The 18935-nt window shown below is 40.3% G+C and carries 20 protein-coding genes; 10 read left to right on the forward strand and 10 right to left on the reverse strand.

Annotated elements, in window-relative coordinates; all coding sequences use genetic code 11:
- The first annotated feature begins 59 nt into the window (after positions 1–59).
- The 5 genes from Q0A08_RS11760 to Q0A08_RS11780 all read left to right on the forward strand — a co-directional run bounded on the left by Q0A08_RS11760 (position 60) and on the right by Q0A08_RS11780 (position 4516).
- Positions 60–1142: an ABC transporter permease gene (locus Q0A08_RS11760; protein ID WP_046016522.1), complete on the forward strand. Its 1083-nt coding sequence runs from the start codon at positions 60–62 to the stop codon at positions 1140–1142.
- Positions 1142–1924, forward strand: coding sequence for an ATP-binding cassette domain-containing protein (locus Q0A08_RS11765; protein WP_438467475.1), 783 nt, complete (start codon positions 1142–1144; stop codon positions 1922–1924). The genes Q0A08_RS11760 and Q0A08_RS11765 overlap by 1 nt, the downstream gene beginning before the upstream one ends.
- 118 nt (positions 1925–2042) lie before the next feature.
- Positions 2043–3047, forward strand: coding sequence for an ABC transporter substrate-binding protein (locus Q0A08_RS11770; RefSeq protein ID WP_438467477.1), 1005 nt, complete (start codon positions 2043–2045; stop codon positions 3045–3047).
- Between the two features lie 208 nt (positions 3048–3255).
- The gene (locus Q0A08_RS11775; RefSeq protein WP_438467479.1) at positions 3256–3756 is read left to right on the forward strand and encodes a hypothetical protein; all 501 of its coding nucleotides are present in this window, start codon (positions 3256–3258) and stop codon (positions 3754–3756) included.
- A 118-nt stretch (positions 3757–3874) separates the two neighbouring features.
- On the forward strand, positions 3875–4516 hold the full coding sequence (locus Q0A08_RS11780) for an AAA family ATPase (protein WP_438467481.1): 642 nt from the start codon (positions 3875–3877) through the stop codon (positions 4514–4516).
- Between the two features lie 57 nt (positions 4517–4573).
- Here Q0A08_RS11780 and Q0A08_RS11785 read toward each other — a convergent pair whose 3' ends face one another.
- The gene (locus Q0A08_RS11785; RefSeq protein WP_438467483.1) at positions 4574–5266 is read right to left on the reverse strand and encodes an SGNH/GDSL hydrolase family protein; all 693 of its coding nucleotides are present in this window, start codon (positions 5264–5266) and stop codon (positions 4574–4576) included.
- Between the two features lie 181 nt (positions 5267–5447).
- On the opposite strand from Q0A08_RS11785, the gene Q0A08_RS11790 reads away from it, so the two are divergent.
- Positions 5448–6020, forward strand: a complete 573-nt coding sequence (locus Q0A08_RS11790) for a hypothetical protein (protein ID WP_438467485.1) — start codon at positions 5448–5450, stop codon at positions 6018–6020.
- Between the two features lie 50 nt (positions 6021–6070).
- Positions 6071–6580, forward strand: coding sequence for a DUF6653 family protein (locus Q0A08_RS11795; protein ID WP_438467487.1), 510 nt, complete (start codon positions 6071–6073; stop codon positions 6578–6580).
- Positions 6581–6676: 96 nt separating this feature from the next.
- Here Q0A08_RS11795 and Q0A08_RS11800 read toward each other — a convergent pair whose 3' ends face one another.
- Together Q0A08_RS11800 and Q0A08_RS11805 are read right to left on the reverse strand one after the other, a co-directional pair.
- Positions 6677–7378, reverse strand: a complete 702-nt coding sequence (locus Q0A08_RS11800) for an aspartate/glutamate racemase family protein (RefSeq protein WP_438467489.1) — start codon at positions 7376–7378, stop codon at positions 6677–6679.
- 5 nt (positions 7379–7383) lie between these two features.
- Positions 7384–8859, reverse strand: coding sequence for a Na+/H+ antiporter NhaC family protein (locus tag Q0A08_RS11805; RefSeq protein WP_438467491.1), 1476 nt, complete (start codon positions 8857–8859; stop codon positions 7384–7386).
- Positions 8860–9109: 250 nt separating this feature from the next.
- Between Q0A08_RS11805 and Q0A08_RS11810 the strand changes: the two genes are divergently transcribed.
- Positions 9110–9928: a helix-turn-helix domain-containing protein gene (locus Q0A08_RS11810; protein ID WP_438467493.1), complete on the forward strand. Its 819-nt coding sequence runs from the start codon at positions 9110–9112 to the stop codon at positions 9926–9928.
- Positions 9929–9934: 6 nt separating this feature from the next.
- Here Q0A08_RS11810 and Q0A08_RS11815 read toward each other — a convergent pair whose 3' ends face one another.
- Entirely contained in the window at positions 9935–10333 is a 399-nt protein-coding gene (locus tag Q0A08_RS11815; RefSeq protein WP_438467495.1) for a RidA family protein, read from the reverse strand.
- Positions 10334–10452: 119 nt separating this feature from the next.
- Here Q0A08_RS11815 and soxR point away from each other — a divergent pair, with 119 nt between their 5' ends.
- Positions 10453–10893: a redox-sensitive transcriptional activator SoxR gene (soxR, locus tag Q0A08_RS11820; protein WP_063338964.1), complete on the forward strand. Its 441-nt coding sequence runs from the start codon at positions 10453–10455 to the stop codon at positions 10891–10893.
- A gap of 96 nt (positions 10894–10989) precedes the next feature.
- Here the strand turns inward: soxR and Q0A08_RS11825 are convergent, their stop codons facing one another.
- Both Q0A08_RS11825 and Q0A08_RS11830 read right to left on the reverse strand, forming a co-directional pair.
- The gene (locus Q0A08_RS11825) at positions 10990–11916 is read right to left on the reverse strand and encodes a bestrophin family protein (RefSeq protein WP_438467497.1); all 927 of its coding nucleotides are present in this window, start codon (positions 11914–11916) and stop codon (positions 10990–10992) included.
- Positions 11917–12093: 177 nt separating this feature from the next.
- Positions 12094–13224, reverse strand: a complete 1131-nt coding sequence (locus Q0A08_RS11830; protein WP_438467499.1) for an S-(hydroxymethyl)glutathione dehydrogenase/class III alcohol dehydrogenase — start codon at positions 13222–13224, stop codon at positions 12094–12096.
- 253 nt (positions 13225–13477) lie between these two features.
- Between Q0A08_RS11830 and Q0A08_RS11835 the strand changes: the two genes are divergently transcribed.
- Positions 13478–14344, forward strand: a complete 867-nt coding sequence (locus Q0A08_RS11835) for a LysR substrate-binding domain-containing protein (protein ID WP_438467500.1) — start codon at positions 13478–13480, stop codon at positions 14342–14344.
- 156 nt (positions 14345–14500) lie between these two features.
- On the opposite strand, the gene Q0A08_RS11840 is transcribed toward Q0A08_RS11835, so the two are convergent.
- The 4 genes from Q0A08_RS11840 to Q0A08_RS11855 all read right to left on the reverse strand — a co-directional run bounded on the left by Q0A08_RS11840 (position 14501) and on the right by Q0A08_RS11855 (position 18837).
- The gene (locus Q0A08_RS11840; RefSeq protein ID WP_438467501.1) at positions 14501–15838 is read right to left on the reverse strand and encodes an ATP-binding protein; all 1338 of its coding nucleotides are present in this window, start codon (positions 15836–15838) and stop codon (positions 14501–14503) included.
- A gap of 10 nt (positions 15839–15848) precedes the next feature.
- On the reverse strand, positions 15849–16529 hold the full coding sequence (locus Q0A08_RS11845) for a response regulator transcription factor (RefSeq protein WP_046016537.1): 681 nt from the start codon (positions 16527–16529) through the stop codon (positions 15849–15851).
- A gap of 540 nt (positions 16530–17069) precedes the next feature.
- Positions 17070–17855 carry a hypothetical protein gene (locus tag Q0A08_RS11850; RefSeq protein ID WP_438467504.1) on the reverse strand — a complete coding sequence of 262 codons (786 nt, stop codon included), beginning with the start codon at positions 17853–17855 and terminating at the stop codon, positions 17070–17072.
- A gap of 49 nt (positions 17856–17904) precedes the next feature.
- Positions 17905–18837: a hypothetical protein gene (locus Q0A08_RS11855; protein ID WP_438467506.1), complete on the reverse strand. Its 933-nt coding sequence runs from the start codon at positions 18835–18837 to the stop codon at positions 17905–17907.
- Positions 18838–18935 lie beyond the last annotated feature (98 nt).

Below are 18935 nucleotides of genomic sequence, written 5' to 3' on the forward strand. Positions count from 1 at the left end.
TGCCTTTAGTCAGGTAATGCATACCCGACTAAAGGCCTTTTTACTGCTCGGAGTAATCTATGAGTTCTGTTAAACCCAATACCTCAACACCAGTACTTGAACACGATCAAGTGGCGGATAACACCGCTGGGTATGTGGCAAATTTTTCAGTGAAAGAAAGCCCTATATTGCGGCTCAAAAAGTTTCTTCACACTTACCCTATTGCAGCTCCCAGCATCGTTTTATTATTAGCGATTTTTGGCTTTAGCCTGTTAATTGGTAATCGCTTTTTACACCCTTTTAACTTGTCGCTTATTCTGCAACAAGTAACCATAATCGGTGTGATTGGGGTCGCCCAAACCCTGATTATTTTAACCGCAGGTATCGACTTATCCGTCGGTGCTATCATGGTGCTCTGCTCTGTGGTGATGGGCCGTATGGCCATAGATTTAGGCCTAGAAGCTTGGTTAGCCCTCGCCCTTGGTATTTCTGTTGGCGCCCTAGCGGGATTTATTAATGGCCTACTCATTACTCGATTAAAAATCCCACCTTTTATTGCCACCCTAGGTTCCTGGAATGTCTTTTTCGCCATAAACCTCTGGTATTCAAAAAGTGAAACCATTCGCTCGCAGGACATTTCCTCTATCGCCCCGCTATTACAGTGGACAGGAGAAACCATTAACTTTTTTGGCGCAAGATTAACCTACGGCTCCTTACTCATGTTAGGTCTCTTCTTTTTAATCTGGTACGCCCTTAACTGGACCTCTTGGGGCCGACATGTTTATGCCACAGGGGATGACCCAGATGCAGCGCGCCTAGCCGGTATTCAAACTAATCGCATCCTAATGTCAGTCTATGTGCTTGCAGGGATTGTCTGTGCCGTCGGAGCTTGGGTGTTAATTGGTCGAATTGGCTCGATCAGCCCACAAGCAGGTTATACCGCTAACTTAGACAGTATTACGGCTGTGGTGATAGGTGGCTGTAGTCTCTTTGGAGGACGCGGTTCAATCTATGGCACCTTGATTGGCGCCCTAGTTGTCGGTGTATTTAGAAACGGATTAGCCCTTGCTGGTGTCGATGTACTTTGGCAAGAATTTACCGTGGGGATATTAATCATCTTAGCTGTTGGCGTTGACCAATGGATTCGAAGAGGAACGGCATAATGAGCATAGATTATCAACAAACACCTGTATTAAAAGCCTCTGGTCTAGTGAAACGTTATGGCAGTGTGACCGCTATAGATAATGCGGATTTCGAACTTTTCCCAGGAGAAATTCTAGCTGTAATTGGTGACAATGGTGCAGGCAAATCTTCTTTGATTAAAGCCCTCTCAGGCGCCTTGGTGCCTGATGAAGGCGAGGTCTGGTTAGATGGGCAAAAAGTAGTATTTAATACCCCCATGGAAGCCCGTGAATTAGGCATAGAAACCGTCTATCAAAATTTGGCCGTCTCTCCTGCCCTAAATATTGCGGATAACCTCTATTTAGGCCGTGAAATTCGCAAGCCCGGTTTTTTAGGTAAGTATCTAAGAATGCTAGATAAAAAAGCCATGGAGCATAATGCCAAAGCCAAGATGACAGAACTAGGCTTGCTCACCATTCAAAATATGAGTCAGGCCGTTGAGTCTCTTTCTGGTGGCCAACGCCAAGGGGTCGCCGTCGCTCGCTCTGCCCTCTTTGGTAGCAAGGTGGTTATCATGGACGAACCTACCGCCGCACTTGGGGTAAAAGAGTCCCGTCGCGTTCTAAACTTAATCAAGGAAGTACGTGATAGAGGCTTACCCATTGTGCTTATCAGCCACAATATGCCTCATGTGTTTGAGGTAGCCGACCGTATCCACATCCACCGCCTTGGCAAGTGTGCAGGTATTGTCACACCACAAAGCCATAGCATGTCTGATGCGGTTGCTATTATGACGGGCGCAATGGAAATTGAAGCCGCCTAAAAGCTAAATAGCAGAAACCTTGGCATAGGCCCTGATTCGTCGTCTAATGAAACAAGATCAGGGCTTAATTTTGCTGCAATATAAACAGGACGTTCGTTTAAATAGTATGAGAAACAAGATGAAACTGGACACACATGCCAAAGGCTTAATACTAAGTTTTGCTGGTAAGATAAAAACAAGACTGACACTTATCAGTAGCTTTCTCCTTGCTTGTTTAATGGCCCTTGGCTTTACCAGTTTTTCAGCAACCGCCTCCAACCCAGCCAAATTACAATCTATCGGCATCAGTGTGGCGGATTTAGGTAACCCGTATTTTGTCCAATTGATTGAGTCCGCGACCAGCCGCGCCGAATCCCTTGTTGGTCAGCCAGTAAAAATGTTGATTCGCTCAGACGCTTACGACCTAAAACGTCAAATTACCCAGCTTAATTATTTTATCGAACAAGACGTCGACCTCATTCTGCTCACAGCCGCAGATGAAGAAGGCATAGCCCCCACCATAGCCAAAGCACAAAGAGCCGGTATCAAGGTGATTGCAGTAGACGTTAAAGCACGTGGTGCTGATGCCACTATCACCACAGATAATATTCAAGCGGGCGTCATTGCCTGTGAATATCTCGCCAAGCGTATGAACTACCAAGGTAATATGGTCATTATTAATGGTGTTGCCGTTTCTTCTGTTGTTGAGCGTGTAGCCGGCTGTAAATCAGCGATCCACGCCTATCCAAAGATAGTGCTGTTAAATGATCAGCTAAATGGCACAGGCAGCATAGATGGCGGCATGAAAGCCATGACCTATTTAATGGAAGCTTATCCAAAGATTGACAGTGTATTTAGTATTAATGACCCAACCGCATTAGGCGCAGTCCGCGCTGCTAAACAAGCAGGTCGTGATGATTTCATTCTTGCCTCTGTGGACGGTGCCCCTTTTGCCGTGAAACTGATTCAATCGGGCAACAGCAACTGGGCTGCCACAGCCATGCAAAAACCTAGCTTGATGGCCAAAAAAGCCGTCGAAATTGGTTATCAGTTATTACTTGGAAAGAAGGTCGAGCCTAACTATATTCTGATTCCCGCAGAGCTTGCAGCACAAGAGATCGAGAATAAAAGTGATGATTGGTAAGGCTATAAGTTAACTGGCCTTTAATAAAAAACCGTTCGCCAAAGACTCATTTATATCACAATAAAGTTCTCTTGATATGAAAAAGATATGATAGTAATTTATTGTTTTAATTAAACAAAAAAACCAATAACTGGATTACACCTTGCTATGCGAAGCATAAACTTAATTCCAATTAATACCTTGTTAGCTACTAATTGGAATTTAGAGCATGACGATTTTTAGCTTTTTATTTTTTATTGTCTTAGCCGTTAGCCTATTTTCGCTAAAATATATTAGGCGTTACCTGAAATCAAAAAAATCACTTCATCTAAAGAAGTTTACTGTGGTATGGATCTTTACCCTATTTTTTATTGGTATCACTTTGTATGCTCATTATCCAATTACGAAAGACAGAATAATTGGACTGTATGAGATAGATAATCAGTTTTATTCGGGACCAAATGCCGATTGGCAAAAAGAACATTTCTCCTTCGAAATAACAGAGGAAAGTGAGTTTCTCTTTCATGAGAAACTGAAAGATGGAAGTGTTAAAACAGTTCGGGGCAAAATTGAATGGTATAGACGCTCCCCACCGATGCTATATCGAATCGCTTTAGATAGTGAGCACCCTCTAATAGATCAATATCCTGCTCTATATAGAGGTAATAGAAAGTTTTACTATGTTTTCGAGTCTAAGTTCGGAAACATGTTTTATAGAAAAGTCAGATAACTAACAAAAAGCATTGGATGCAGAAAAATCGCTCATGATTTGGATATTACTTGAGATGTTTAGTGATTTCTAAACGTATATAAAGCCACTCCACACCCACTAAAAAGAGACCTTCATCTTGCCTATTTCACTCAATCACTTAGATCAAGTCGTCCAGATTATTAAAGAAAAGTCAGCCGATAAGCGACGCTTTATGATCGGGATTGCAGCTTGCCCTGGTGCAGGTAAATCGACCCTCTCCCAGCAATTATTGTCACATTTGGAAGGGGCTAAAATCGTACAGATGGATGGTTTTCACTTAAGTAATGAAGTGCTATCTGACCAAGGTTTACTCTCCCGAAAAGGCTCCCCTGCTAGCTTTGATCTTTCAGGTTTAAAACACCTGATACAGAGACTAAAACAAGGAAGCTCAGATTCAAAAGAAAGCATTTATGCCCCGCGCTTTGATCGTGATTTAGATGCGTCTATTGGCTCTGCTGTCGCAATTGAAATCCAAGATAAATATATTCTGATCGAAGGAAATTACCTGCTTTTGGATCAAGAAGGCTGGCGTGACCTTAAAACAGACTTTGATTTATCCCTCTTTTTAGAGGTAGATGAATCCACACTTATTTCGCGTTTAACTAAACGTTGGTTAGATTTAGGCTTAGATGAAAAAACCGCCTTATCTAAGGTACAGAATAATGATGCCTTGAATATTAAGACGGTTAATGATTATTTACTGGCGCCTGATATCTTTTTAAACACAGCCAGCGCTTAACAAACGCTATTTCTAAACATGACTAGCTCTAAACACAACTAGCATTATAAAAAGCACTTAATTCGAAGTGTGACTAAACAGCATCCTCTGTTTTATATATTCAGCAATGGATAAGGCCAAGCTTTCATGTGCTTGAGCATCCCAATGAATGCCATCCAGATCAGAGCTTTTAATCACTTGGTTAGCATCAAGAAAATCACACTGATACAACTCTGCTTGAGCTGCAAATTCATGGGCTAATAATTGAGATTTTTGCGCACCACCAGCATAAACAGAAATATAAGGCGGGCACACTTTAATCTCTGGCGGCGAAACTAATAAGATCTTTATATTAGAAGATCTAGAAGAAACGCTAGCAATAGCCTCTTGGCTAAAGGCTTGAATCTGTTTAATAAGCGTACCTGCGCCTGCGCCGATGTCTGCTGGAGACAAGTTAAACTTAGCCTTTAAATCATTGGTGCCCAGCATGATTATCACAAGTTCAGGCTCGTGAATGGCTAATAGAGGTTTGAGGTAAGTGAGTCCTGATTTGTCCCCATCAAACGGGGCATTTTTAATCAAGGTGCGATTCGGCTGGCCTGCCTCCATAACGAGATATTTACTCTCCATTTCTTGGTTAATAGAATCCAGAGATGACATATTCAAATATACACCGAGCAGAAAGCTCCAACGTTCATGATCAGCATAACGCCCGCCCTCAGGTTTTGTACCCCAGGTATTTGAATCGCCAAAACACAGAACCTTTGTCATCAACTCGCTAGCCTTTCTTGAACCGTTAATTTAACCTTATTCAACATTTTACTCATATCTCTCTGAGTACAACATGCCTATTGAATTTAAACGGGTGCTCAAGCGAAAACTTGATTGTCTAACCTCAAACACCTAATGTCGTCTTTTACTTGGCATAAATAAAAATAAGGTAGGTCAAAGCATGTTAGTTCGAGTCTGTCTGTTAGTCAGCGTCTTTAGCTTTTTAGTGGGCTGCTCTAGTGCATTAACACCCTATACTGATAACCCAGATCAAAAACTCTCTTATGCTTACTATTTAATGAACCAAGATAGAGTCTATTCAGCCCAGCGTTTAGGTGAAGAAGCATTAGAAGACTTCACCGCACTTAATGATAAATTTGGCATGGCTGAATCTCATATTTTTCTGTCTAGCTTATATAAAAAACATGCGAACCCTACTACCCCAAACTTTCACTCGGTAGCTCCAGACTTTGACCCTAAAAAGGGTAAAGCCATTTTTCACGCTGAGCACTCCATCAAACTATTTTCTCAGCTTGAGCATTTAACCCAGGTGGCTAAAGCCGAATTTGTATTAGCTAATTTTTATATCACCACTAACAAAATCACACAGGGCTGCGAGCTTTATGATAAAAGTCTTGTTAACTATGAAAAAGGCTTAACACTTGAACCAGAGTCAGGATTTGAAATTAATAACCCGCATTTTAAGAGTTTCCCAGAAATGGTGAAAGCCTTTAAGACAGAGCATTGTGCTTAAAAAAGAAACATTGATAAAACACTGTTAACAAAACTTGTTGAGAGAGAAAAATGGATTTAACCCGCTTAACCGAACGTTTGATGAGTATGGACGACGAAACTTGGAAGCGTCACTCAAACCCTTGGAGTGTTTATACAAGGTTCTCAATTCTTCCCCTTATCTCTATCGCATTTTGGTCTAGGGAGTGGATTGGCTATTACAGTATTATCCCCATACTCCTTTCTTTTATTTGGGTTTGGTTAAACCCAAGGCTATTTAGCGCGCCAACTAACACCAACAACTGGGCTTCTATGGGCACCTTTGGTGAACGTATCTATCTAGAACGAAATAAGGTGGCAATTCCTCATTATCACCTCACCCCAGCTCTCTTACTGCAATTGTTATCAGGCCTTGGTTTGCCTTTCTTTTTCTATGGTTTATACAGCTTAAATATTTGGGCACTCATGCTAGGCAACCTCTGGATTATGGTTTTCAAAGCTTGGTTTGTGGATCGCATGGTGTGGTTGTATCGGGATATGAAGGAAACCAATCCAAAATATTTAGATTGGTTAAAGCCCTAATTGTATTTTGCCACAATAAAAAAAGAGGCCTAATAAGGCCCCAAAACATGTTAACAGGCATGTGGGTGACAGCCTGTTAACATCAAAGCCACATGGCTATTGTGCTTGTGATAACTTAGCTAACTCTTGTGCGACTAGGTCTGTCACATCGATAAGTTGTTTGTGCGTTTTAATGGGAATCAAAGGCAGCTCGGTACAAGCAAGCAAGACTAAATCTGCCTCTAACGAATCGACTAATTTAGTAAAAGATTCACAGATAAAAGGCATGTCACCACCATAGGTTTTCACATCATAAATCAGTTGATGTAAACCTAGCTTAGGGTCTGGCACTTCCACCTCAGCAACCTCTTTAAGCTGTCGATAAGGAGACCAATCACCAAGGTCTGTCACAGGGTCTGATCCCAATAGCGCAACCTTTTTAATGCCTTCTTGTTCTAGTTTTTGCTTCACCACATCCCCAAATGACACTAGCTTAGATTTTAAAGCTAAGGCTTCTAATTGCGGCTGATAATAGTTCAGGGTATTACAGGCAATGGCATAGTAATCCACCTGTTGTGCCACTTCATTTGCCACTTGAGACAAGGTCTTCCATACCTTGTCATCGTGTAGCTCGAGCTCCATAGAAAGCCCTAATAGCGGCTCTGAGATAATATTCACCATGGGCGCATCTAAATCCCCTTTAAATGCCTCTCCCATCAAGTTTTTATTGGCTTTTAATACCTTATTCCACATGTCCAAACCCGCTTCTGGCCCTGACCCTGTGATAATGCCTAAGCTGGCTCTCTTGCTATTTTTCATCATGCTTAAGCCTTGGCATTCTGTTCAAAGGATTGCTTAGCTAAAGCTGCTTTCTCTTCATTCGCTTGCTTTTCAAGTGCAAGCTCAGTGTCTGATTTCTCATCCACAAAACGACGCCCCCAACCTGTGATAATGGAGAAGGTCATTACCGCTAATAGCACCCAGGCATATATAATCCAGGGTGTCATTTCGATTGGTGTTAATGCAGGGACACCCTCAAAAGATTCTGCTGCTTTAAAAGATAAACCTGACGCAAATAATAAGGCTGCTGACCAAGGTAATGAGTAAACCAAAGTACACGCCATGCTATCGATAATATTGGCACGACGATAAGGATGCAGACCAAATTTCTCACCCACAGGTTTAGCATAAGAAAGGCCAACCGCTAGAATAGCAGGGGCATTAATACTCATCATAGAAGAAAGGAAAAGGGATAAAACCGCCGATGATGCCTCGGCTCCACGAGGGCTATTTACCATGCCTTTTAGTAAGTTGATTAATCGATCGCTACCACCGCCATCTAACATCAGGCGAATACCACCCGCGAGCAGTAAGACTAAGATGGATAAGTCTGCCATCCAGCCTGCAACACCATTAATTAAGGCTCCGTCTTTTACTGAGACAAAGGCTTCTAAGGTATTAAGTCCAGACACCACAGCCACCAGCATGCCAAGCAAAATACCTATGGTCGTGGCAAAGATCACATCACCCTTTTTCATCGCCACATAGATAGCCGCTAGCGCAGGAATCAACATGATCAAGCCTTTAGGATCCATATGATCAGCCAGTTGCTCATAAGGCACACCAACAGACGAGCCCGTACTTAATAGACTAAAGACAACAAGCAAGACTAAGGTTATCGCACCAGCGGTTAATGAGTATCTAAGACGAGAACGAACAACGCCGCCAATATCCGTATTTTGACTGGCTGCAGAAGAAATTGTGGTATCTGAAATGGGCGCAAGGTTATCACCAAAAGCGCCACCACCGACGATAGCACCAGCCATCAAGAAAGGATCAGCACCTAACAAAACACCTGCTGGATACAAGACGCCCATGCCTGCGGCAATGGTGCCAAAACCAGTTCCGGCTGCGGTTGCAAAAAGCGCACTGGCCATAAAGCTGACTGCTACAAAAACAGTGCCTGTTGCGCCTGTGTGATAAGCCGCCCACAAAATGCCATCCACGAGACCTGAGGACCTTAAAACAGTGGCAAAAATGCCTGCAAAAATCCAAGCTGCGACAGGAGCAATTGCCACCTTACTCGCCATGCCTTTCATAATGGTTTCGCTATACAAGGATTTATCTTTTGCTAATAAGAAGGTGCCTAAAAGCCCAGCTAAAATGCCCACCCACATGCCTTGTATCGTGGCCTCATCCAACGCAGTTGCGACATAAATCGCGACAATAACAAAGCTTAATATGGGTAAAAACGACGCCCAAGGGCCACCATAAAAACTCAATTTTGGTTGATTTGTCATACTCTTTTCCTCGATCTTTTTCTTATTTAGGAAGTTGGCGCTCATTTATCTATGTCTTAGAAAGACAGGCAAATCAGCTGCTGAGGTTTAGTAAAACAAATGGATTTCACCTGAGGTATTTGACACCTTGATCTTAGTTGGCGCACTTTGGCGCAACTAATACACCAAAGTGCGTCTTTATTAGTCGCTCCTTGCCCTGCTATGCTTATTTTTACACCCTGATGTTTGAATTCGCTTAGGCCGATAAATCATGAATGAAGATTTTGCTCAAAACTTGAGACTGCTCTGTAGTTATTACAAATCCATAAGCGAAGTAACCCAACGGTTAGGGATAAGCCGACCTCAGTTCAATCGTTACTTAAGTGGCAAACACAAACCCGCCGCCAACACTTTGCGTCGTATTTGTGAGTTTTTTGATGTGGCCGAACATGAGCTGCATTTACCCCATAGCCAGTTTGAAAGGTTGGTACAAGTCAGTCCAAGGCAAACAAGCAATAACGCTGACAGTATTGAGTCAGCACACTTCAATCAGCTACAGCAAAAATCGAGCCCTGAGCTAGATAAGTATTTAGGCTATTACTTTGAGTATTACTACTCTATGGGCAATCCAGGCAAAATTCTAAGATCTCTCGTGTGTCTTGAGAAACAAGGAGAGAAGGTGGTTTTTCAACGCACAGAAAGGCTAATAGAAGGCAAAGAACAATGGGATAAAGAGGTGTGCCATTGCAAATACTTAGGCATAGCGTATTACCTCTCCGATCGTATTTTTATGATGGATTATGAATCACTTACATTTAATGAAATTACCCAAACCATCATGTTCCCTACCTTTAAAAATCGCATCAGCTGGTTACATGGTTTGCGCTTAGGGGTATCGGCCAGTGATGAGCGTATGCCTTCGAGCTCTCGAGTATTGATGGAATATTTAGGTACTAATATTAACTTACGTAAAGCGCTCGCCATGTGCCGATTTTACGAGCCCCATGACCAAGATATAGACGAAGCCATTCAAGAGATGATCAATAATCAAGGCCCTAACGAACATTGGAACTTTAGAGCCAAGGCTTAGGGAAAGTCACCTTAATACGATGGCGTTTAAACTAATTGGTCCGGCTATCAAATTAGCCTGAGTCAGCGGAATATGAGTAATATCCGGTACACCATTATGTCCATAGAGCTTACTGATCTCTTCATGACAAACACACAACTTTATTGCGTCCCAGTTTTCAATCAGTATTGAAATATTAATAACATTGTCCAAAGCGAGGTGATGGCTCTTTAAGGAGGCTTGTAAGTGATCAATTGCACGCTTTACCTGATCACGAAAGCCCCCTTGCGTATCCTCTTTTTGCTGCTGATTGTGACCCGATACAAATACCAACTCTCCCCCTAAAATCGATGATGATATTTCTTTTTCCATATGAGTATCTGACCTAGAAAAATCGCTCTCAAGAGGGTCATTCGGTTGGCTCATTAATACACACCTATTTCATATTGTTTTCAAAATTTCGGGCAGTATAATTGTTAAAGTTAACTTTAAGTCAAATTATTTAGATACGTTCTAAATATCATTTATTATGGTCACTTAAGATTATGAAAATTAATAAAAATTTAACGATAAGTGAAGTCTCTGAATTCAGTGGTGTGGCTGGGTCTGCGTTGCGTTTTTATGAGAAAAAAGGATTAATTCACTCCACTAGAACCAGTGGTAATCAACGCCGCTATCATTCCTCTATGCTAAGAAGAATTGCTTTAATTCAGGTTGCACAATCCGTCGGTTTTACTTTAGAAGAAATCATTCTTGAATTAGAAAGCCTCCCTATGAATAAGACACCTACCAAGCGTGATTGGGAGAGAGTTGCCAATAAATGGCAAGCAGATCTTGAAGATAAAATGAAACGCATGCAGTTTTTAAAAGACAACCTAGCAGGCTGTGTTGGTTGCGGTTGTTTGAGTATGAAAAAGTGCCAGCTATTAAAACCAAATGACTTTGTCCAAAAACAAGGCATTTGGCATCCTAAAGTTAATCAATAGCAGGTACCTTTCTTCTAGCTATTTCTTCTAGCTATTTCTTCTAGCTATTTCTTCTAGCCCTAGCTTAAAGCACTACTTTTAATTCAGTGCTTTCTGCTATTCAATGCGATGGTTTTTAGCCTCGATAGGCTCTGGAAAGTGTGTTTCTCCCAAGGTTTCGAGTAGGTTAATTTCCGTTGTGCGCGTCATGGCATTTAAGGCTAAATCATTAGCAGACAGACCAAAAGGCTCTTGTAGTTCTTCACTTAGGGCATCGAACCCAAAAAAGGTATAAGCCACAATGGCACAAAAAAGAGGGGTAACGAGTCCCTGCGAAGCAACAATCCCAAAAGGAAGAATGAAACAATAAAGATAAGCTGTACGCTGTACTAACAACATATAAGCAAAAGGAATTGGTGTACCTTGTATACGTTCACAAGCCGCTTGAACCTCCGCCATTTTAGTCACGTGTTGATCAAAACTTGGAATTAAAAATTCAGACACAAGTTTTTTATCTCGACAGATAGCAAGTTGCTTTCCCATCAGCCTTAATAGAGCATCAGGAATATTATGGGACTTTCGTAATGGTAAAAGATCATCTTGTTTTAAATACTTTTCGATATCTTCCCATGGGTCTGACTTTCGCAATTGGTGTCTAAGAGCATGATTAAAGGCAATCGTCAGATAGATAAGACGTTGGTGCGCTTTTTTACCTGCTTTTTCATTGCAATGAATATAGGACACAGACTGTCTCGCTAAACTCCTAGAGTGAACGATAAGCTGCCCCCACTGCTTTCTTGCCTCCCACCACCTGTCATAACTCGCATTATTCCTAAATCCCAAAAAGAGAGATAACACTACTCCAAGAAGCGCTAGGGGCGCCAAAGTAAAAGAAGGGAACAACAAGGGATAATAATATTGAAAGAGAGCAACTGCTGCCCCAAGAAGCGTTATAAAAGCGATTTGTGGGAAAACACGTAAAACCACTGAACCTCGTATAATAAAGAAAAGTCGGAATGCATTGGGTTTATTGCGAACAATCATAGGGTGTCTCTAGCTAAAAATAATGTTTTACCCTAAGAAGTAAATGAAAATGAGAATTACTTGTCAATTAGATACTGACACATTATCCGCTTATGGATGCTAGATACCCTTATGAAAACTAACATGCTTCATTGTTAGGCGAAAACGCTGCCTCAGATAGAGGCAGCGCGATACGTCTTATTTATCAAAATGAATCACACTTCGTATGCTTTCACCCTTGTGCATAAGTTCAAAGGACTCATTGATATCCTCTAACCCCATGGTATGAGTAATAAAGTCACTTAACTTAAACTCACCCTGCAAATAACGCTCTACATAATCTGGCAATTCAGTACGGCCTTTAACGCCACCGAAAGCAGAACCACGCCATACTCGTCCTGTTACCAATTGGAATGGTCGCGTTGATATCTCTTGTCCAGCACCCGCTACACCTATCACAACCGACTCACCCCAGCCTTTATGGCAGCACTCTAATGCTGATCGCATTAGGTCTACATTGCCAATACATTCAAAAGAATAATCAACACCGCCGTCTGTTAGCTCAACAATGACATCTTGAATTGGTTTGTCGTAATCTTTAGGGTTAATAAAGTCAGTAGCGCCTAACTTTTTAGCCAATTCGAATTTGCTCTCATTAATATCAATCGCAATAATTCGACCTGCTTTTGCCATGGTTGCTCCAATCACAGCAGATAGGCCAATGCCCCCTAAACCAAAGATTGCAACACTTGCCTCTTCTTCTACTTTAGCGGTATTCATCACGGCGCCCATGCCTGTGGTAACCCCACAGCCTAACAGGCAAATCTCTTCTAACGGCGCTTCTTTGCTTACTTTCGCCAAAGAGATTTCCGGCAAGACAGTATATTCAGAGAAAGTTGAGCATCCCATATAATGAAAGATAGGCTGGCCATCTTTATAGAATCGTGTGGTGCCATCTGGCATCAATCCCTTACCTTGCGTTTCACGAATCTGTTGGCATAAGTTGGTTTTACCAGATAAGCAGAACTTACAGACACCACATTCTGGCGTGTAAAGAGGAATAACATGATCACCCACTTCAACGCTCGTCACGCCTTCGCCTACTTGCTCCACGATGCCACCACCTTCATGCCCTAGAATGGCAGGGAAGATACCTTCTGGATCTTCACCAGACAAAGTGAAAGCATCCGTATGGCACACACCAGAAGCAACAACTTTGATTAATACTTCCCCTTTTCTCGGTAGCATCACATCGACTTCTTCAACAGAAAGAGGTTGCTTAGGGCCCCAAGCAATAGCCGCCTTCGATTTAATAAATTGATCTGTCATAGTTTTCTCTTTTTAATTTCAAAAATATTTTAAATGGACTTCATATATGGCCGCGCAGGTTGTAAGCAGGATCATCAGTAAAACCGATAAACTAAAGGCACTTGAGATAAGCAAAGTTCATCTATTTTGTAACAAGCTTGACCGAGCGGTTATGAATGTCAGCCATTATATTTATTTCTATATGAATGATAATATATTCACTATGTAAAACACTTGTACTCAGTGGTAACAATAAAATTCATAGGTAAACAAAATGCAATGGGAAGGAATTAGAGAATTTGTTTATGTTGCTGAAAGTGGCAGTTTTACTCAAGCATCAAAGAAAATGATCATTTCGACCGCGCAAGTCAGTCGGCAAATTAGTGCATTAGAAAAGCGACTTAAGATTAAATTGTTTTATCGCACGACCCGTAAAGTCTCTCTGACAGAAGAAGGGCATATTTTCTATCAACATTGTCGCGGTGCTCTCGATGCCTTGGATGCAGCAGAACAAGCCATCACCAACCTGCAATCAAAACCACAAGGTAAAATAAGACTGACTGCGCCTGTTACCTATGGCGAGCAACAAATACTGCCTCTAGTGAATAGCTTTATGGAACGCTATGCGGATATAGAAGTAGAAGCTTACCTCACCAACTTACAAATGGACCTAGTAGAAGAAGGTTATGACCTTGCGATTCGTCTTGGGAAGCTAAATGACTCAAGCATGATTGCAAAAAAACTAGGAACAAGAACACACTATCTGTGCGCTTCTCCCGCTTACCTTGAACAAGAAGGCGAACCTCAATCTCTAGCTGAACTCAATCAACACAGTTGCTTATTGGGCACTCTCGATTATTGGCATTTTAAAGATTCAAGTAGGGATAAGAATATTCGAGTTACAGGAAGACTACGCTATAACAGTGGCTTTGCCCTAGTAGATGCGGCCTTAAAAGGCTTAGGGATAGTGCAACTGCCAGACTATTATCTTAAGCAGCATTTAACCCAAGGAGACTTGGTCACCTTACTCGATAATTATAGAGCCCCTGATGATGGCATCTGGGCGGTTTATCCACAAAATAGGCACTTATCGCCTAAGATCCGACTACTTGTGGATTATTTGGCAGAACAACTTAGTTAGACAAAAGCTATAAAGAAGAGGGCAAACGCCCTCTTTTGAATTAGTAGATAGATTAATTTTAACTATGCTAATTTTAAAATTTAACAATTAAGTAGAAAGAAATAATGGTTTTTTTAGCACTTATCAAAGAGCATTACACATCATATTTATTTGCCTTCAAGCCTCTTCCAGAGGGAGCCAACAAGTAAAACCTGCTCCACCCAAACTGCTTGGCTCAACTTTAATATGCCCTTGATACCGGCGAACAATGCTTTCAACAATTGCTAGTCCCAAACCAAAACCACCCGTTTCGCGACTACGACTTGTGTCTAAACGAGCAAAAGCATTAAAAATCTTTTTACTTTGATCCTCAGTGATTCCTAAACCATCATCTGCAACAGTTAATACGAAATATCCATTTTCGATATAAGAAGTAATAGAAACCATTTTGTCTCCATACTGTTGCGCGTTGTTCACTAAATTATCCACTAGCAGCTGAAAATGCATTGGTAATATGCTCAACATTGAGTCACTTTGTAACTCAATACTGAAATGCTTATCCCTCTTAGTTAATTTAGAGATACGTTCTTGTATAAACTTATCTGCATCAACAAGGGATAGAGTGTTTAGTCTCTGATGCTGAACATTACCTAATGTTAAAATCGTTTTAGTTAACTTATCCATATCTTCAATATAAGTATCTAGATCTCCTAATAAAGCTTGCTCAGATTCTGTTAAAGCCGTTTTTTTAGTTTGTAAGATACCTAATGCAAACTGCATTCGAGTGAGCGGTGTCCTCAGCTCGTGGGATATGGCATGTGTCATGACTTGATTATCTTTGATTTGAGTTTCGATCTTCTCAGCCATCAAATTAAAGTTTTTTGCTAATCCATCAACAGGGCTAGGTACATCCTCATTTGCGCGGATATCAGTTTTACCGGATGAAAATTTCAATTGGGCTTGCTGTAAAGCCTCAATCGGTTTTTCGATTGCTTTAGCAATCATTAGCACCACAACAGACATAACGATTAAAGTTAATAGAATTAATAGTTCGTAGGCATAGTTCTCAAGATAATCTTCACTCGTTAGTCCTTCCATTTTATTAAAAAACAATCCTTTTTCTATTTCTGCATAATCTTCTACAACTAGATAACCCGGTAAACTCTGTAAAAAGATCCATGCTTGTAAACGCCCATCAGGTAATATAAAAACGGACGTCTTTCGATGCTCACCTAAGTACTCATTTTTATTGTTTTTTTTTGCTTTTAAATTCGGCTCAATGAAAATTCTAAAATTTGAACTAGATGCAAATGCTTCAACCGTACGCTGATTGAATTTGCCCTTATTTGATTGAATAAGGACAGGCTTCAGCTCCTGATAAACATCATTAACAAAATCTCGTTTACCATCATAGCCAAAATAGGTTTGCATAATGGCAATCAAAATAATCGCCAAAATCAGCATAGCTGCTGACATACTTAAATAAAGCCGCCAAAATAAAGATAATTTTTTCATCAGATAATCTTCAGTCCAACAGAAGCATATAGCCTTTGCCTCTTACTGTTTTTACTAACATAGAGTTAAAGCCTGCTAACATTAGTTTTTTTCGTATAGAAGCAACACGCATATCTATTGCACGATCAATACCATCATATTCAATACCCCGTAAGTTTTGATAACAGGTATTGCGATCTACTATGTCTCCAGAATGCTTGATTAGTAATGCAATTAAATCAAACTCTGCAGAACTAATATCGACACTCTTTTGGTTATAGCTTACCTCTCTACGCACAATATCTATTTTTATACCTGATGAAAAAAATACCGCTTTATTATCGATGGTTTCTATACTTCTTCGAAGTAAGGCATTTATATGAGCGAGTAATACATGTGGTCGAATAGGCTTTGTTAGGTAGTCATCTGCACCCATATTCAAGGCAGATATTTCATTAATGTCATCTTCACAAGCGGTTAGCATCAAGATTGCACCACGAAAAGAGCGCCTAATTTCTCTACAAATATCTATACCATTCTTACCAGGTAGCATGATATCCAAAATGACGACATCTGAAGGTGTATTAAGTATAAAGTTTACAGCATGGTTGCCCTGATCTATATGGAGAACCCTAAAACCTTCTGACTCAAGAAACATGATTGCTAGACGAGCAATCTCTTGATCATCTTCAACTAAAATTATGGTTTTCATTATATTTTCTTCTCTGCATAACCTTAAAAGTAGCCAATAAAAAACTAAACACGTGTTATGTACTTAGCGTTAAAGTGTTTTTCATAGGATCAATGCTACGTTAGATTTTAGAGTCTTTACCTTTAAAGTAGTTTCCTTACTACCCGTTGAATAAACAAATAACATTCACTGTTGAGTTTTATAATTAATAGATAGCCCCTCTACAGTACTATCTCACTAACTTCAGTCTAAACACTCTTTATAAAATATAGATGATATTCGCATGGAAAAACCTATAACGTGGAGTCGTGTACCATTTTTGTAAGACTTTGTAAGAACTCCAAATTCGTAAGCCTTGTTATTAGAAGGCTTACTTTTAAAAAACTCAATAATAAATAAAATCACGACCTTACAAGATATAAAATATAAAGATAAAACCTTCTCTATTATATTATTTAAAATATAAAAAGTTTTTACAGTTAAAACGAAATAAATCTTACTATCTATAATATTAAATTTAAAAAACAGCCTCTAGAAAACCTAACTAGAGGCTTTAAAAACCTACAAGGAGAGAATCTCTAACTTTATTGCCTTATATTTACCATTAGGTAATACAGTCGGTATTTTGTAGGTTGGGGATGACAGTAACTGATACATTGCTGTATCACCTTCAATGAATTCTTGAGGTGTATATAAGCGCCATTCATCAGAAATATCCTTTTTGCGCCAGCCATAATCTTGAGCGCCGAGCAATGTTGTTAAAGACCAATAAAAGTATTCACCACCTTGGCATTCATAATCACAGGTCGGATCATAGTAACTATACCAAGCTTGCTTAGGGTAGCGATTTGGAATGCTCTTAAACACACCTCCTCTCGCGATATCCATAGCATTTGACTGGGCACTACCTGGTCTGGTTGAAAACGTATTTGGATATAATTTTTCATAACCAGCATTACTGATTAAATGTAATACTTCTTCAAGAGTTGCATCAAAAATCCCATTAGCAGCTCCGTTTGGATGAGTCTCTGTTGCATAAAGATCCTGCCCAATGCCAACTTCGATTCCATGTTCAGTTAGCATACTTTCTCTGAAGTATTCCATATCCTCTTCTTGCTCAACCATGACTAAAACTGCTTTTTGCAGCCGTATCGTTTTTACAAGTAATTCATTATCTGCTTTACCATCTTGGTCGTTATCTAAGTATTCTGCCATTACACTCGCGGCATGAAGTAATTTACCTTCGGGCACTGTATCCGTTGCAACAATTGTGACTCCGAAAACATTTACTTTCTGAGTGAAATTTAACGGCTTATCCTTTGCGTTTAAGGTACTGCATGCTGTCATTGCAATCGAACAAGTCAGTAATATATTTTTAAAAATCATATTCATATATTTAAAACTCCATACCAAAATTTAATGCGATAAAGTGAGCATCTTTAATATTTAAATCGCTATTACTTGTACTTCCATCTTTGTTTTCACTCAGACTTCTATCAGTGATAACACCACCAGATAAACCAAATACCGCAGGGCCAAAATTTTGACTTAGGGTTAAAGCTGTACGCGTTTCTTCATAATTCATAAAAGATTTTTTGTCGCTTCGTGCAAACCGCCTTCCAGTCCAACCTCCTTTCCCATGAGATAATGAAATAGCGGTGTCATCATTAAAGTTATAGCTAGTTGATAACTCAGATTCTTTATCAGCTAAGATTGCAGTCAATTCGACTTGCTCAAAAGGCTGCCAATTAACTTCAATAAAAGGTAAGCCAATCAACGCCTGAAAGCGCTCGCTCTTATTCCATTGAAATGCGAGGCTAGGAAGATCATTTAACCCCCCATCATCACTAGCTCCCATCCCTACTATCCAAGCATTTCCAGCATCTGTGGGCATTAATAAGCTGGCCTCTAACTCTTTGGAGAGTGAATCGGAGCCTTTGAAAGGTTTATCACTCAATGACCCTAGCGCACCTGATAAATTGAGTTCTTTACCACTTTCAAATTCGTGCGACCAAGATAAATTTATTCTGCCCCCCTTAACCTCATTAGGGATTTTTGCATTGCTACCAGGCAATAACGCATTGCTTGTGATATCAATTCTTTCAAGCCCTAAACCAACAGACATGGTGTTCATATCATCTAAATACAGTTCTTTATCCAAATTAATCTGTATTCGTTTTTGCTTGAATGAGGATGAACTCCCTGAAATATCTGCACTCGCTTGTTGTTCAATATTTAGATATGCATTGAAGCGCTCTTCTTCATCTGCGTGTAATACCATAGGGGTACAAAATGTAAAAAATAATAAGGGTTTATTAACTATTTTCACTTCCAACTCCTGCTTTAAGTACAGCCTTATTTTATTGATGTTTTAAACGCCATAACGTTGGGTCGTGTCGTTTTTGTGTCAGCCACAGTAAGGGAGTT

This window comes from Marinomonas sp. PE14-40, from assembly GCF_051623805.1.
Lineage (GTDB): Bacteria > Pseudomonadota > Gammaproteobacteria > Pseudomonadales > Marinomonadaceae > Marinomonas.